General features: G+C 27.4%; 22 protein-coding genes. 5 read left to right on the top strand and 17 right to left on the bottom strand.

Going from position 1 to position 15959, the window contains the following annotated elements:
• Window positions 1-5: 5 nt before the first annotated feature.
• Window positions 6-467 carry a hypothetical protein gene (locus ACQH23_RS06710; RefSeq protein WP_425377733.1) on the bottom strand — a complete coding sequence of 154 codons (462 nt, stop codon included), beginning with the start codon at window positions 465-467 and terminating at the stop codon, window positions 6-8.
• 606 nt (window positions 468-1073) lie between these two features.
• Here ACQH23_RS06710 and ACQH23_RS06705 point away from each other — a divergent pair.
• Together ACQH23_RS06705 and ACQH23_RS06700 are read left to right on the top strand one after the other, a co-directional pair.
• Entirely contained in the window at window positions 1074-1280 is a 207-nt protein-coding gene (locus tag ACQH23_RS06705; protein WP_425377732.1) for a hypothetical protein, read from the top strand.
• Between the two features lie 328 nt (window positions 1281-1608).
• Window positions 1609-2139 (top strand): lipoprotein, encoded by a 531-nt coding sequence (locus ACQH23_RS06700; RefSeq protein WP_425377731.1) that lies wholly within the window; start codon window positions 1609-1611, stop codon window positions 2137-2139.
• Between the two features lie 36 nt (window positions 2140-2175).
• On the opposite strand, the gene ACQH23_RS06695 is transcribed toward ACQH23_RS06700, so the two are convergent.
• From ACQH23_RS06695 to ACQH23_RS06635, 13 genes are all read right to left on the bottom strand, one after another.
• Window positions 2176-3090, bottom strand: coding sequence for a hypothetical protein (locus tag ACQH23_RS06695; protein ID WP_425377730.1), 915 nt, complete (start codon window positions 3088-3090; stop codon window positions 2176-2178).
• Window positions 3091-3269: 179 nt separating this feature from the next.
• Window positions 3270-3953, bottom strand: a complete 684-nt coding sequence (locus tag ACQH23_RS06690; RefSeq protein ID WP_425377729.1) for an IS3 family transposase — start codon at window positions 3951-3953, stop codon at window positions 3270-3272.
• 173 nt (window positions 3954-4126) lie between these two features.
• A complete protein-coding gene (locus ACQH23_RS06685) occupies window positions 4127-4390 on the bottom strand; it encodes a hypothetical protein (protein ID WP_425377728.1) in 264 nt (87 codons plus the stop codon).
• Window positions 4391-4659: 269 nt separating this feature from the next.
• Window positions 4660-5895 (bottom strand): cell division protein FtsZ, encoded by a 1236-nt coding sequence (gene ftsZ / locus ACQH23_RS06680; protein WP_425377727.1) that lies wholly within the window; start codon window positions 5893-5895, stop codon window positions 4660-4662.
• Window positions 5896-5989: 94 nt separating this feature from the next.
• A complete protein-coding gene (locus tag ACQH23_RS06675) occupies window positions 5990-7279 on the bottom strand; it encodes a cell division protein FtsA (RefSeq protein ID WP_425377726.1) in 1290 nt (429 codons plus the stop codon).
• Between the two features lie 33 nt (window positions 7280-7312).
• Complete coding sequence (gene rsmH, locus ACQH23_RS06670) at window positions 7313-8254, bottom strand: 16S rRNA (cytosine(1402)-N(4))-methyltransferase RsmH (RefSeq protein ID WP_425377725.1); 942 nt, start codon at window positions 8252-8254, stop codon at window positions 7313-7315.
• Window positions 8255-8257: 3 nt separating this feature from the next.
• Complete coding sequence (locus ACQH23_RS06665) at window positions 8258-8623, bottom strand: division/cell wall cluster transcriptional repressor MraZ (protein WP_425377724.1); 366 nt, start codon at window positions 8621-8623, stop codon at window positions 8258-8260.
• A 359-nt stretch (window positions 8624-8982) separates the two neighbouring features.
• Complete coding sequence (locus ACQH23_RS06660) at window positions 8983-9666, bottom strand: IS3 family transposase (RefSeq protein ID WP_425377723.1); 684 nt, start codon at window positions 9664-9666, stop codon at window positions 8983-8985.
• 173 nt (window positions 9667-9839) lie between these two features.
• Window positions 9840-10103, bottom strand: a complete 264-nt coding sequence (locus tag ACQH23_RS06655) for a hypothetical protein (protein ID WP_425377722.1) — start codon at window positions 10101-10103, stop codon at window positions 9840-9842.
• A 49-nt stretch (window positions 10104-10152) separates the two neighbouring features.
• Window positions 10153-10404, bottom strand: a complete 252-nt coding sequence (locus tag ACQH23_RS06650; RefSeq protein ID WP_425377721.1) for a hypothetical protein — start codon at window positions 10402-10404, stop codon at window positions 10153-10155.
• 13 nt (window positions 10405-10417) lie between these two features.
• Window positions 10418-10585 carry a hypothetical protein gene (locus ACQH23_RS06645; protein ID WP_425377720.1) on the bottom strand — a complete coding sequence of 56 codons (168 nt, stop codon included), beginning with the start codon at window positions 10583-10585 and terminating at the stop codon, window positions 10418-10420.
• A 9-nt stretch (window positions 10586-10594) separates the two neighbouring features.
• A complete protein-coding gene (locus tag ACQH23_RS06640; RefSeq protein ID WP_425377719.1) occupies window positions 10595-10879 on the bottom strand; it encodes a hypothetical protein in 285 nt (94 codons plus the stop codon).
• Between the two features lie 549 nt (window positions 10880-11428).
• Window positions 11429-11668, bottom strand: a complete 240-nt coding sequence (locus ACQH23_RS06635; RefSeq protein ID WP_425377718.1) for a hypothetical protein — start codon at window positions 11666-11668, stop codon at window positions 11429-11431.
• A gap of 488 nt (window positions 11669-12156) precedes the next feature.
• Between ACQH23_RS06635 and ACQH23_RS06630 the strand changes: the two genes are divergently transcribed.
• The 3 genes from ACQH23_RS06630 to ACQH23_RS06620 all read left to right on the top strand — a co-directional run bounded on the left by ACQH23_RS06630 (window position 12157) and on the right by ACQH23_RS06620 (window position 13979).
• Window positions 12157-12363 (top strand): hypothetical protein, encoded by a 207-nt coding sequence (locus tag ACQH23_RS06630; RefSeq protein ID WP_425377717.1) that lies wholly within the window; start codon window positions 12157-12159, stop codon window positions 12361-12363.
• A gap of 137 nt (window positions 12364-12500) precedes the next feature.
• Window positions 12501-13523, top strand: a complete 1023-nt coding sequence (locus tag ACQH23_RS06625; RefSeq protein WP_425377716.1) for a nicotinate phosphoribosyltransferase — start codon at window positions 12501-12503, stop codon at window positions 13521-13523.
• A gap of 39 nt (window positions 13524-13562) precedes the next feature.
• Window positions 13563-13979 (top strand): hypothetical protein, encoded by a 417-nt coding sequence (locus tag ACQH23_RS06620; RefSeq protein ID WP_425377715.1) that lies wholly within the window; start codon window positions 13563-13565, stop codon window positions 13977-13979.
• Window positions 13980-14391: 412 nt separating this feature from the next.
• On the opposite strand, the gene ACQH23_RS06615 is transcribed toward ACQH23_RS06620, so the two are convergent.
• Genes ACQH23_RS06615 through ACQH23_RS06605 form a run of 3 tightly spaced genes read right to left on the bottom strand, consistent with a single transcriptional unit; the run spans window position 14392 to window position 15768 of the window.
• On the bottom strand, window positions 14392-15045 hold the full coding sequence (locus ACQH23_RS06615) for a UPF0236 family transposase-like protein (RefSeq protein ID WP_425377714.1): 654 nt from the start codon (window positions 15043-15045) through the stop codon (window positions 14392-14394).
• A gap of 34 nt (window positions 15046-15079) precedes the next feature.
• Complete coding sequence (locus ACQH23_RS06610; protein ID WP_425377713.1) at window positions 15080-15322, bottom strand: hypothetical protein; 243 nt, start codon at window positions 15320-15322, stop codon at window positions 15080-15082.
• A gap of 5 nt (window positions 15323-15327) precedes the next feature.
• Window positions 15328-15768: a UPF0236 family transposase-like protein gene (locus tag ACQH23_RS06605; RefSeq protein WP_425377712.1), complete on the bottom strand. Its 441-nt coding sequence runs from the start codon at window positions 15766-15768 to the stop codon at window positions 15328-15330.
• Between the last annotated feature and the right edge of the window lie 191 nt (window positions 15769-15959).

Raw genomic sequence — 15959 nt, 5'->3', positions numbered from 1 at the left:
CCTTATTATCTAAGGTTTTTAAGTGTATAATCAGTTAATTTCTTAATTTCTTCTGGATTATATGCTCCTTTTTCTTTAATAGTTTCAATTTCATCATTTTTATTTTCAACCGAATTTTCAATCATATCTTTAATAAAATTAGTTGGTGAAACTGATGGTTGTTCTTGCACAAACAAATCAGGTTTTAATTCTTTTAAAGTTTGCATTTTTTCAGATAAAGAATTGCCACTAACTTTTTCTAAATTAGTTTTAATATCTTCAATTTTAGTAGATGGAACATCTTTAAAGGCTTTTAATTCATCTAATTCATTATATAATTTAATAAAGTCTTCTTTTGATATAACATCTTCGCGTTTTTGCACACTTTCTCTAATTTGTTTTGCTTCATTATTAAAATGATTTAAGATATTTTCTGCAATCTCTTCACTTAAACCTTGTTCGATTAATTGTTCTTTTGTAAGTGCCATTTTTATAAACTCCTCTTTTTTTATCCTTGTCCGATTAACAAGTCAGCGTAACTCTTTTTTACGGAAAAAGATTAAACCTATGCCTTCATTATATACTATTATTTTACTAATACAACACTTTATGTAAAAATATAAAACTTAATATATTTCATTGCTAATTTACCCCTTAAAACGTGTATTAATAGCTTTTTAACAAGATAAAAGTTTTTAAAATAATTACTAATTTTGCTTGTATATATATATATATATATATATACTGGGAATAGATCTTGATAAAAAGTTTCAAGATTAAGAAACGGGAGAAAAACAAGTATGAAAAAGTTACTTAGTTTATTAAGTATATTAACTATTAGTGGAAGCGCTATGCCAACAATAATTGCTGCCAGTCCTTATAAAGAATAAGAAATTAAATTAGAAAATAATGGTATTATTTATTCACAAACAAATAATTTAGAAAATTTAAAAAGAGATAAAAGACAATATGAAAATAGTAATTTAAATAATTTTAATTATAGTGATGTTTTTTTAACTCCGCTAAGAAATACATGAAGATATTTTGCTGTTTCTATAAGAAATGCCGCAGCTAATATAATCGGAAACATAAGAATGTCTGATAATGCTGCTTTAGCTGCTTCAACACTTTCAGCAGCAATTATTGGTGCAATTACTGCTGCCCCAGATTATGAAAATATGGGTCGTAATGCTTTAAATAATGCTTTAACAACTATTGCTGGAATTGTTATTGTAAGACTAACGGCCGGTAATGCAACTAACCTTACTCAACGAATAAGAGGAGAGGCGAATGTAAATTAAAATGGTGTCTCAATTGGGGTTCAAGTTGATGGAGAATTTAATTCTGTTGAAATTAGAAGAAATCCAAATAATGTTACGATAGTTGAAATCGGAGATATAAATGATATTCCAAGCAATCAATGATTAAGTTCCATAGAAGCTAGAGAAGATGCGAGATCTAGAAATAATAGACACAGAACACTTGATGAATGTTATCAAGTTGTTGTTAATCCTAATTGTTAATTAATATTGTTATTAAATCTATATAAAAATAATGGAAGTAAAATCAATAATTTATTTCCATTTTTAATTAAATAACAAACTTTATAAAAAATAGAAAGGATATTATATGAAAAAAATACTAAATATTTTATGATCAATCACTTTAATTGGAACAAGTACAACAAGTTTATTTGCTTGTAATACAGCAGAATATACACCCGAAAAATTAGCAAAAATAAAAGAAGAAAACAAAATAAATACAAAAAATCAAACTATTAGAGATAATTTAGAATGAATAGCACCACAAGAAAAACCATTCAATCAAGTTGATGATAAATGATATTTTGTTGTATGGCGTGTAAATAAAAATGATGATTGAAAAATTATTAAATTTTTAAATGATACTTTTTTATCTGATGAGCAAACAAAAGAAATAGATTTAAAAAATAATTATGAATTATTTTTATATAAAGCCCCATATTTTCCAATAGATTTAGTAATTGGTAAAATTAATAATATTGTTTCTATCGTCCAATGACGAGAATATATAAAAAATAAAACTTACTTTAAATCAATATACCGTTGAAATTTAGAAGAAAATAATTTACCTTATTTAGTAATTGATGATAAAGGTAATATAAAAGTTAAGGATGAATAGAAAAAAAGAGATTTAACAATCTCTTTTTTTATTTTTTTATCTTGGTTTAATTGTAATTTTAACTGGGTTAATACTTTTGTTTCTAATTCCCAATACATTCGGATTAGAAACATCTATTACAATTTCTTTATCATTACCGAAATTAATTTTAGTATTTGGTCTTCCTATTAATTTAGCAATCAACACTTTTGAAAATCTAATTTTTAATTTTACATCATTAGTATAATATGCTTGTAAATATGTTTCTTTAATTTTATCGTTATCATTATTATATAGTTTTGTTATTTGTAATAAAAAGTAAATTTTTCAAAGCCCCAAAGGAGGTTTATTTTTAGGTTCATAAGTGTTTTCATAATATTTTTCTGGTAATCCATTAGTTTTAAAAGTATCAATCGTTTTAATATCATTAGTTATTTCTTTTGTATCTATTGTAAAGGTATTTGGGAAATTAACTTTATCAGTTTGTGAATAATTACTTTCTAATAAATTTAAATCTTCTAACAAGCATATTGTTTTATTACAATTTGTATATCCAGTTAATAATTTAACATCTCTATTAGGAATAAAATTTTCTATATCACATGGTCCACATTCAACTTGTAAATTAGCTAGATTACTTATTTCAATTGTTTTATAAGCATCTTGGAATTTACTGATATTTTTAATTGTTGGGTCAATTTGTTTTAAATCAATTTCAACCCCATAATAACCTTTATATTCTGTTGTATTATCAAATAAATTAACATCACCATTTGGTGATGGTGCAAGTTGACATTTTGGAGTTGCAGTAATTTTAGTTTTTAATGGTTGTACTACACCAGCGGGCATAATATCTTTTGTATAAGTTTTATAGTTATATGGAACTGGTGGTAAAACATATTCAGGGTAATTAAATGTTGGTATTTCATAGTCATGTGGTAATAAGAAACTAGTTTTATAATTAGTTGTCATATCGCGTAAATAATTATTTAATACACTTTTTGTTTTTCCACGAAAACTCCATACTGATAATCTTAAATAATCTTCTTCATTATTGGTATATGGGTTATCAGCATAAAAGATAATTTCAAAATTACCTTTATATAAAGCTTGTAGACTGCACCCCGTTTAGTAAGTATTAATAAAAAGGTTTACAAACTTTCATTTATTATATCTTTTTCTTTTTGGTTTGAATATCATTTATTTCATTTTTTAACATCATTAATATATTCATTATGAGATTTATAATTTTTATTATGGATTGTTCCTTTTTTAAGTAATGAATGAAAACTTTCAATAATAATGTTGTCTGCACAATGATAATTTTTACCCATTGAAATTATAATTTTGTTATCTAAACATTTACTATTATAATCTTTAGATGTATATTGATATCCATGATCTGAATGAATTATTGTTTTATTTAGATCTTTTTTTATTTTTTTAATTTTATTAATTGCAGCATTTAAATTATCAATTACAAGTTTGTTATTATTAAATTTTGATCATTTTACATCAATAATTTCTTTAGTATATCCATCAATTATTGTTGATTGATAATGTTTTTTACCATTTCAAATTAAATAAGTTACATCAGTAAATAAAATTGAAAATCTTTCTTTAATATCATTAAAATTACGATTTACTAAATCAGGATATTTAATTATATTTTTATTTCTATTTTGTTTTATTAATATTTTTCTACGCATACGCTTTACATATTCAGCTTGAATATTATTTTCTTTCATAATTCGTAATACTTTCTTAGCATTATAAACAATGCCATAATGTTCTTTTAAATATTTGGTAATTCGACGATAACCAAATTGTTTCAAATTTTCTTCATAGACTTTTACAATATTCTTTAATGGTTCGCTATCCTTACCAGTACTTGAATAATTTTTATATTTATCTCAATAACTACGCTTTAAATCTGTTATATCAAGTAATAAATTTAGTGGATATTTATTAAGGTTTTCTTTGATAAAAAATACAATTTTTCTTTTATTTAATTGTAAAAGTCATGAAGCTTTTTTAGTAATTCATACCTAACTTTGTAATAGTTTAAATCTCTTTTTTCAAATGATTCTTTTGGACCTTTATTGGTGTTTAAAATTCCTTTCTTAAAATTTTCATACCATGAAGCAATAGTTTTTTTATTAATTGCATATTTTTTTGCAATAAAACTTATACTATTATTTTTAACCTCTTGTCCTATCCTTTTTCGAAAATCTGCTGTATATTTATTAAATTTTTGTCCTTTTCTTGCCATATAAAAATGCACCTCCTTTAAAGTTTAGCAAAGACTTTTTTTTCTTTACTTACTTTTTTGGGTGCAGTCTAACTGGCATCAGTTGGTTGCTCGTTCATTAATTCACGCTCAGAAGTCACCTTTTGCAACGGGGCAGTGGTGACATGAACAGGTTGGAGATTACTATGATCACTATGGACAATTGGCTCAGTGTTGGAACTATCACTAGAATCAATTCGTGGCTGAGAATCGTAAATACTTCGTTGTTTTTTCTTAAAAAATACTCATTATTATCAACTACGACGAACAAATGGTGGTAAATCATCATCATCTTCATGGTCAATTACTTGACTATTATTAATATTTTCTCTTCACTCATTAATGCGACGGTTGGCATTTGCCGTTTCGCGTTCAGCATTTTCTGATAAATTAGTAAAATAACTTGATCGCTTACGAGTCATATCTTGATCATTATCATCAATTACATCTGGTTCACGTTCACGTGTTGGTTTCGCCGCGGGACCTTCATATTTTTCCTGAGCAGCACGATAAGTATTATCCAAAGAACTAAAAATTTGTTCCTCATCAAAGCCAGTGGCAATAACTGTTACAATCATTTCATCGTCTAAATGTTCATTAACGGCTGTTCCAAAAATAATATTAACCTCGCCACCAATCGCTTGTTTAACAATATCAACCGCATCATTGGCATCGTTTAAAGTTAAGGTATTTCCACCAGTAACATTAATAATTGCATCACGAGCACCACGAATTGATGCTTCTAGCAATGGTGAAATTATTGCTTTATTAGCTGCTTCAATTGATTTATCTTTCCCTGAACCAATCCCAATTCCAAATAAAGCGTTACCTTTATTTTTCATAACGGTTTTAATATCAGCAAAATCTAAATTAATTAAAGAAGGAACAGCAATTAAATCAGTAATTGTTTGGACTCCCTGACGTAAAATATTATCTGCTTCTTTAAAAGAATCCTTTAAGGGAACGCCGCCAATTACTTCTAATAAACGATCGTTTGAAATAATAATTAATGAATCAACATGTTTACGTAGTTCTTCAGTTCCTTGAATGGCATAACTATTCCGCACACGACCTTCAAAGGAAAATGGTGTTGTAATAATCCCAACAGTTAAAGCACCTTGTTCGCGAGCAAGTTTAGCAATAATAGGAGCGGCCCCAGTTCCAGTTCCACCACCCATTCCAGCGGCAACAAAAACCATATCTGCTCCTTTTAAAGCTTCCTTAATTTCTTCCGTTGATTCAATTGCTGCTTGACGACCAACATCCGGATTAGCGCCAGCGCCCAATCCTTTTGATGTTTCTTTTCCTAATACAATTTTATTTTTTGATTTTGAAACACTAATAATTTGAGCGTCAGTATTGGCAACAATAAATTCAACGCCTTGTACGCCGGCTTCAATCATGCGATTAACAGCATTATTACCAGCCCCACCAATACCCATAACTTTTATTGATGCGACTTGTTCGTAATTATCAAAATTTTCCATAACCTTAATTCCTCCACTTTTTATATATTATACTATTTATTTCACATTTTGGTATTATTTTTGTTGATATTGTTGTGAACCGTTTAAATGTTGCTTATCGCCTCATTGCCCCTGATGCTGGATTAGCTCCCATTCCTGGTTGTTGTCCATCATAATAATGGTCAATTCGTTGGTCTTTTTTATCCACATTATTATTTAGATAACGAATATAACGATGATCAACAGATTGAATATTTGTGGCACTGACCTTATTTGCTAAATGTTGATAATAAATATTCCCTAGTAAACCAGTGCATCACGTTTCTTTAGCCCCTAACGTTGATGCAATGTAAACTGAAATATTTTTATCTTTATTTAAAGCAAGTAGATTCTCTTTAAAACCACTAATTCGTAAAATTTCACCAACAACAACCACTGGATAGTCATAGCGCCCTAAGCTATTAGATAACTTTTCACTTAACGTTTCCATTTCTTCTGTTGTTAAAACGTGATTAACAATCCGTTTTAAATCATAATGGGTAAAGTTTAATTGTGTTTGTTGTTGATGATCATATTTGCTATAAATAATTAAATTATCTTTACTATTATTATTTAAATTAATAATTTTATATAAATACTTTAGTGCTTGCTTATTATCACATCTTAAGACATTACGTAAACGCGTAATTATTTTTTTAATTCCACCCGAAATAATAATTTGTTCACACAATGTTTCACGTACAAAAACGTAAGCGGTAATATTATCATAATCTCAATTAATAATTGTAATCCCGTTTTGTAAATCAACCGGCGATGCAATATTTCACGCAAGACTAAACCCTTCTGGAAGGATACCCATAACTTCAATTTTGGCATATTTAAGAGTAGCAAAAATACTTTGAATAACTTGTTTTTTTGTTACATAAACTATTGCCTTAATACTTACTTTGTGTGCCGCCTGCCCGATTGGTGGCGCTGATAATGCTTTTTGTTCATTAAGAATGTAACGATATGGTCGAATAAAAAAAGCAGTTTCATCGTCTAATAAAGGAACTTCTTTCGCTAACGTAATCAATGAATCAATATCATTTTTGGTAATTAGCCGATCATGTGTTAAATTTAGTATTTTGGTTGAAGTTTTAATTGTCATATTATTAGATGAAATACTAATTGCCACCCGTTCAATTACAATTCCTAATTGACGATTTGCATCTTTAATTAAATTAACTAATTCTTTTGCAACATTTTTTTTATCAATAATAACGCCGTTGTCACAAAAATGATATTCAAGATGTCGTTTATAAAGCACTTTAATTTGTGATTCACTATAAACACCAACCATAAAACTAAAACTATAATTTTTGATTTCTAACACGGCATATACTTCTTTTAACTTATATTCCACTTCGTTCACCTCCTTTTAAAAAGTGTTTGAATATTATTTCACCCGTTCTAATATTCGTAACTTAGCACTAGTACTACGATGATTAACAGTTTGCTCATCAATCGAGGGAACGAGTGCTTTTTTGGTAATAATTCGATAATTACTTTCAAAATGTGATATTACTGGTAATTGCTGATTTATTTCATAATTAGGATCTTGTGTTAAACTTTGAAAATATTTTTTAACAATGCGATCTTCTAATGAATGAAACGAAATTACAACTAAGCGTCCATGGATCGCTAATAGCGTTGTTGCTTGTCGTAATGACTCTTGTAAAACAAATAATTCTTGATTTACTTCAATCCGTAAGGCTTGAAAAACTCGTTTTGCCGGATGCTTCGCTTTTTTTAAAATTTTTTGCGGTAAGCTCTTTTTAATAATCTCAACAAGTTGGAAAGTTGTCACAATTTCTTGTTCATCCCGCGCAAGCACAATGTTCTTAGCAAGCACTTTAGCAAATGGTTCTTCGCCATAATCTTGGAAAAGTTTCGCTAATGCTGCTTGCGAATAAGTATTAACAATCGTTCTCGCGGTTAAACTTGCTGTTTGATTCATCCGCATATCCAAGGGACTATCATAACGATAACTAAAACCCCGTTTATAATCATCTAACTGTGGCGATGAAACTCCGAGGTCATATAAAATCCCATTAACTGGTTTAATTTGCCGTAATTGCAATTCAGCAGCTAAGTTAACAAAATTATTTTTAATAATTTCATAATTACGATATTTACTTTGATGCAAAATTTGTTCCGAAACAGTAATTGCTGCTTCATCTTGCTCAAAACAATATAACTTCCCATTTGGGAGATGCTTTAAAATTTCAAGACTATGTCCCGCTCGCCCTAACGTGCAATCAACATAAACTCCATTTTTAATAATATTTAACCTGGCAATTGCTTCTTTTAATAAAACTGTTTGATGTTTAAATTCCATCGGTTAAATTTTTTCCTCAAAATTCTTTACCGCTTCTTCCGTTGATGGTGCTTGGTCAATATATACTTCTCAAATTTTTGGATTTCATAATTCTAAGTGATCATTGTTTCCAATAATAACAACATTTTTACTAATTTTTACTTTATTTTGTAAAATAGACGAAATTTTAATTCGTCCAGCATTATCGAAAGTAGTTTCATCAGACATTGACATAATTTTTCTTGTCAAAGCCCGTCCTTTGGCTGTGACTTGTCCGGTTGAAGCAACTTTTTCCGTTCACTTCAATCATTCGGCTTCATTACGAACATCAATACAACCATCAAAACCAAGCGAAATAAAGACTTTATCATCTTTAAACTGCTCTCTCATTTTAGGAAGGGGGAATCGTTAATCGTCATTTATCATCTAATGTATGGTTGTAAGTTCCTAATAATGCCATTATGCCCCACTTTCATACACATTGTATTATACTATTTCCTATATTGCAACACTTTTCTTCTTTAATTTTGTCGAAAACTCTTGATAAAGTCAAAAACCCCTATAAAATATAGATATTTGCAAGAAATAAATTTTATTAAAAAACCAATAAAATCAAGGTTTTGTTAAAATATCAAGAGTTTTCGACAAAATTAAAGCAAAATTAAAACAAGAAAACAAGAAAAAAATAATAAAATGGCATTGTGTAGACAATAGACTGCACCCCGTTTAGTAAGTATTAATAAAAAGGTTTACAAACTTTCATTTATTATATCTTTTTCTTTTTGGTTTGAATATCATTTATTTCATTTTTTAACATCATTAATATATTCATTATGAGATTTATAATTTTTATTATGGATTGTTCCTTTTTTAAGTAATGAATGAAAACTTTCAATAATAATGTTGTCTGCACAATGATAATTTTTACCCATTGAAATTATAATTTTGTTATCTAAACATTTACTATTATAATCTTTAGATGTATATTGATATCCGTGATCTGAATGAATTATTGTTTTATTTAGATCTTTTTTTATTTTTTTAATTTTATTAATTGCAGCATTTAAATTATCAATTACAAGTTTGTTATTATTAAATTTTGATCATTTTACATCAATAATTTCTTTAGTATATCCATCAAGTATTGTTGATTGATAATGTTTTTTACCATTTCAAATTAAATAAGTTACATCAGTAAATAAAATTGAAAATCTTTCTTTAATATCATTAAAATTACGATTTACTAAATCAGGATATTTAATTATATTTTTATTTCTATTTTGTTTTATTAATATTTTTCTACGCATACGCTTTACATATTCAGCTTGAATATTATTTTCTTTCATAATTCGTAATACTTTCTTAGCATTATAAACAATGCCATAATCTTCTTTTAAATATTTGGTAATTCGACGATAACCAAATTGTTTCAAATTTTCTTCATAGACTTTTACAATATTCTTTAATGATTCGCTATCCTTACCATTACTTGAATAATTTTTATATTTATCTCAATAACTACGCTTTAAATTTGTTACATCAAGTAATAAATTTAGTGGATATTTATTAAGGTTTTCTTTGATAAAAAATACAATTTTTCTTTTATTTAATTGTAAAAGTCATGAAGCTTTTTTAGTAATTCATACCTAACTTTGTAATAGTTTAAATCTCTTTTTTCAAATGATTCTTTTGGACCTTTATTGGTGTTTAAAATTCCTTTCTTAAAATTTTCATACCATGAAGCAAAAGTTTTTTTATTAATTGCATATTTTTTTGCAATAAAACTTATACTATTATTTTTAACCTCTTGTCCTATCCTTTTTCGAAAATCTGCTGTATATTTATTAAATTTTTGTCCTTTTCTTGCCATATAAAAATGCACCTCCTTTAAAAGTTTAGCAAAGACTTTTTTTCTTTGCTTACTTTTTTGGGTGCAGTCTATCTTTAACCCCATCAATTTCATATCATTTTAAATTTAAATCAAAATCTTTTGGCAATGAAATATTACCCACACGTCTTTCTTCATTACCAAATTTAAGATATAAAGTTAATTCTCAACTCATATCATAATGACTATCAATTTGTGCATAAATAATATCTTTATTACTAATTTTTAATGCGTTATTATTAATTCATTTTTCATTTAAGTAATCACTAATACAATATGACATTTTCTTATTCCTCCTAATTATTTTTATTGTTTAATGCTCAATGTTCATCCGTAATATCTTCTTGTGATACTGGATAACTTTTAAGCATTAATTCATTCAATTTATTTTCTTTATTGCATTCTTTATGAAAACAATAACCTCAATATCTTTGTTTAAGACAAATTTTATTTAACTTTTTCATATAAACCTCCTAAATTATTTGGTTTATTTTTTTCTCAATTTGTAATATTTTTCAACCATCTGATGCTAAATCTAAAATATCGTTAATTTTATAATGTTGCATATAAGAAGCAATAACATCTCATTTATCTTCAAATAAATTTAAATACATTTTTGCTCATTCTAAACATTGCAAATCATAATGATTTTTATGATGAGAAATACGACAATTAACAGGTTGACAATTCACTCAATCAAATGATGTTGTTATTTCATTTCAAGTTTTATTAATATATTTACTTTTATATTCTGTCATTATATTTCCTCCTATTTTTAATTCGCTGGTACTCACTCCCAAGTGAAAGTGCCAAAGCGAGAATTAGTTATATAAGTATTTATCTATTTATTTACTACGCCATCCGCTTCACTAGGGGTGAGCGGTGGCGATAATATATTATTTAATATTTATTTATTATTAAATAATAGACAGTTGTTTTTATGAGGTAAAGTCAGAGAATTATCTCTTCTTCCGCACCATTTCAGGTCAAAGAGTTCAGTTTTTAAAATAAATTCACTTGCACCTTGAAGAGCCTGGTGCTGGCTTTGTGGTTTTTAAACCGCTGCCACTTCTAAGAAGTAAATCTATCGCAAATTTATTTATAAAGTGACCATCTCTATCTTTATTGTCGTTTGATGTTGACCTTGCACTTATCACGACTATCGCTTAGTTCTAATAAACCAGCGTCGATTTACTTTTTTCCTCATACACTATTTCAGTACTTGCCTCGGCTGGCTGTGGGAATGAGCTTAAACTCATGTTCTTATGGAAGCACTTAGTTATTTAAAATAACCGTCCCACACTGCATTAAGTTGTTTTATAAAATCAAAGTTTAAAAGAACCATTTTCTCAATCAAAGATAATTTTTGAATTTTCTAATTTTTTATAAAACCGCGTTTGTTTTTTATCTTTTGTACGATTTAATAAATCTTTATGTTTTTCACAAGTTCATAAAACTTTATTTGATAAAAATTCTTCGGTAATGAATGATATTGATTTATAGCAATTATCAACATCACATATTGTTTGTTGCTTATTAATTTCCATTACTTACTCCTTTCTTTGATATTAAGTTTTTTTATTTATTAGCCAAATTAATTAACTAAAACAGAGAAAGGACAACACCTTAAAATTGGAGAAAAAAAGGTACACTTTGTAAAGATTTATAAGATATTTAATAAATGTGTAAACAACTTTAAGTTAATGAAAAAGTTGCGATAAAAAGTTTCTATTTTAAGAATTTAAGATGCTGCCCTTTCTCTGAATTAATTAATAATTATGGGTTTACAAATAAAAAAACAACCCTTTTTATTTAACAAGAGTTGTTTTTTGGAGGTTCATCGTACATGATACAAAGTGTCTCAAATATATTCTTTAATTTTGTCGAAAACTCTTGATAAAGTTAAAAACCCTTATAAAATATAGAAATTTGTAAAAATTCCATTTTAATAAAACCCAATAAAATCAGGGTTTTATTAAAATATCAAAAGTTTTCGACAAAATTAAAAAATATATTTACAATTAAGGTAATATTAATGAAGAACCGCAAATTTGTTGTTGGAAAAATTATTGAGCGAGAAAAACATCCTAATTCTGATAAACTAAGTATTTGCCAAGTAAAAATTGGTTCAACAACAGAACAAATTATTTGTGGTGCCGATAATTGCAATGCTGGGCAATTAGTTGTTGTTGCTTGTGTTGAGGCTATTATCCCATCAACATTGCAAATTGTTCCTAGTTAGTTATGAGGAGTTATTTCGAATGGGATGCTTTGTTCTGAACGAGAGTTAGGTTTAGAAGTTACTACTATTGGAAAAAATTATGTTATTACCAGAAAAACAATATCATCTTGGCAATAGTTTTTGAAAGGAATATTATAATGGGCAAAATTAAGGCAGGATATTATAGTGCAGTCTATTTTTTAAAAACAGCAAATATTTTAAAACATGAAAAACCGAATGATATCGTAACAATGCAATTTTATCAACGAGAAGAAAATATTATTTTAGCCGGAGTCGATGCATGTGTTGAGTTATTAAAAACAGAAGCTTTTAATTCAGAAAGTTTAGAAATTGTTGCTTTAACAGATGGTGATTTAATTCAAGCAAATGAGCCTGTTTTAAAAATAACAGGACATTATTATCAGTTTGGTCATTTAGAAGGCATTATTGATGGAATTTTAGCACGACAAACAAGTATTGCAACTAACTGCCATCGTGTTTTACAAGCAGCAAACAATAAACCAGTCATATATATGAATGACCGTAGTGATTATTATTATAATCAAGAAAATGATGGAGCAGCTGCTAAAATTGGTGGCATAACTAATTTTGTTACTGCTGCGCAAGTAACAAAATTAGAAGACAATTATGAACCAATGGGAACTGTTCCGCATGCTTTAATTCAAGCCTTTAATGGTGATTTAATTGTTGCATTAAAAGCGTATCAAAATTTTTATCCAACTGATAAACTAGTAGCTTTAGTCGATTATAATAATGATGTTGTTACCGATACGTTACAAGTAGCGCATCAGTTTTCAAATTTATATGCAGTTCGTGTTGATACTTCAAAAGCATTAATTGATAAATATTTTGTTGGAAAAGAGAGTAAATTTCCGGCAGATGAAATTAATGGTGTTAATAAGCATTTAATTCGAGCTTTACGACAAGCTTTAGATCATGAGGGATATCAACATGTTAAAATTATTGTTTCCTCAGGTTTTAATGCTCAAAAAATTGCTGCTTTTGAAAAAGAAAATGTTCCCGTTGATATTTATGGTATTGGTGAATCGTTGGCAAAAATTAATATTGGTTTTATTGGTGATGCGGTGCAATTAAATGGTGTTGATCAAGCAAAAGTCGGCCGTCATAATATTGTTTCAAATCGACTAGTTAAAAAATAAGAAATGTTTTATAATATAGGTACATAAAAAAGGGGGTTCATGATAGGTGAAAATAAAAACCAAAAAATAGAGTCTTATTATAATCATGATGATGCTTATCCTCATTTAAAACACGAAAACAAACAACATCAAAAAACAGGCCAAACAACAACGGTTGAAAACCATAATAAGAAGAATAAATCTCCCTTAACAACAATATGTGAATTTATTTCACCATTATATGGGAAAAAGTTAGATGGTGCTAACGAATTTAAAACTAATATGAGTCATTCAAATAAACAACAGAAGGAAAATAAATTTGCAACTTCGATTAATGATATTATTAACCAGAAAGTTAGTGAGAAGAAGGCGGAATTGGCGAAGAGATATATTATTGAAGAAAAAGAATCATTTTTGGATGATGATAAGATTAGACTTCTTGCGGTATCTTATTATTTATGCTTAAAAAGCAATTAAAATTTTTAAAAATGCTTATTTTAAAGTTTAATTTAATTTTTTTATTTTTGTTAGTATCGCAAGAAGTCTATTGAACCATACTTTCGAAAATATGACCCAGTTACAAATAAAGAAATTATTCCGCCAACTTTAAAGACCAAGAATAAATTATCAGAACTAACAGCTCAAACAGTTTATTTTTTATTAAAACCACGAAAAAGTGGCACAAATATTTTTGGTGATCGAACTGCTGACTTAAAAGTGAAACTAGAGCAAATGAAAGAAAAAATCCGTAATCCAATGCCACATTATAATACCGATGCTTATGAACAAACTACTATGTTTGAAGGAATCGAAGAAAAATAGACTGCACCCAAAAAAGTAAGTAAAGAAAAAAAGTCTTTGCTAAACTTTTTTGGGTGCAGTCTAAGTTCTAATAATAATTATAAACTATTTTCTTTAAAAGAGTTTTATTATTTGATAATGTAGAAGCGGTGAATATTGGTAAGTTATATTGTTTAACTTCTGGATTATTCATCTTTTTAAATATTCATCTTCAAGTAATTTGTTCATTTTTTACTTGAAGATTTTTAATTTCTGTTAGTTCTTGAAAGGGATTAATCCCATTAGATGTCAATTGTTTTAATAACATTACTTTGTAAATCGTTTTTTCATTAAATATTTTTGGTTTTGAACGAAACATTACTTTAATAATTCGAGCAATATAACTTTCAATGCGACAACCAATATTTTCTTGATATTCTCATTTTTGAATTGCTCCATAGTATGTTCTTAAATAATTAGATATTTCTTGTAACTTTCCTTTCGCTTCTTCGGTTTTAACAAGCTGATAAGCTCATTCAAGGTATTTTGTAACCTTGTTTCAGTTTAATTTTAGAATTGCTTTTCTAATTTTATTAAATAAATAACGTTTATAATATCGTGGACCACGGAGACAATCTTTAATTTTTTTAATAACATGGAAACGATCAATGATAAATTCAACATTGATGTGTTTTTCAACCGTTGAAATATATTGTGCACCCATCACCAAGCACAATAATTTTAGCTGTCTCGGGTGATTCATAATTTAAGTTAATAAATTCTTTAATTCCTTGTCATTATTTTTTAGAGTTAATTTTTTTAACTTCATTAGTCATTGTTACTAGAAATTTGACATTATGCATTGTTTTTCGTATTGTTTTAGGATCTTTATAACTAGTATGAAAGACGGTTAAACGGATTCTTTTCTTAATTTTTAATCGTTTTTTTATTTGATAACTAATGGCATTGCGATATGCTTCATCGGTTTCAATATAAATAACCCCATCATGTTTTAGTTTTGTATCTGGTTCATCTAGCATTAGTTCTAACAAATGTTTAATATCAAACCGTTTAATAAGGTTAAAAATTGTTTTTTTGTTATGTTAGAATTCCGATACATATTACAAATATCTTGATAACTAAAATTTATGCCTAATTTGCTGATTATTTCTAACGAAAAATCATAATCAAGTCGCTGATAACTTTCAATCCCTAATTGAATATCAAGTAAAAAGACCGTTTTTGGTTTTTTTGCCACTTGAAATTCTGGTTTTAAGATATATTTTCGTCGTTTAAAAGTAACTTCACCATTACGAAAAACCAAAGTTCGTTGATAAAATCCTTTTGGAATATAACGTGCTTTGCGTCAGTCCTTATTAAAAATATAGTTATCAATATATTCAAAAATATTTTTAAATAGTATTCAAGCTTCAGAACTAATTTCATTGTTTAAATAGGATAATAGGGATATTGGGGCTAATTTCATTAATTAAATAAATAAAAGAGTTATTATTTTCGTTTAAAAACTCTTGGATTCTAGTTATAATATTCATAGGATAGTTTTCTTTCTAATTTTTTTCAAACTTAATTATACTGAAAACTTTCTTTTTTATTTTCCCCAACTTTGTCAACGCAATCCATTAAATTCATTTCAATAATTTATATTGATTTCTTGAT

It is taken from the genome of Spiroplasma endosymbiont of Polydrusus pterygomalis (assembly GCF_964030635.1).
Taxonomy (GTDB): domain Bacteria; phylum Bacillota_I; class Bacilli_A; order Mycoplasmatales; family Mycoplasmataceae; genus Spiroplasma.
Note: the sequence above shows the minus strand (reverse complement) of the source record. Positions and strands in the feature narration are given on the sequence as shown.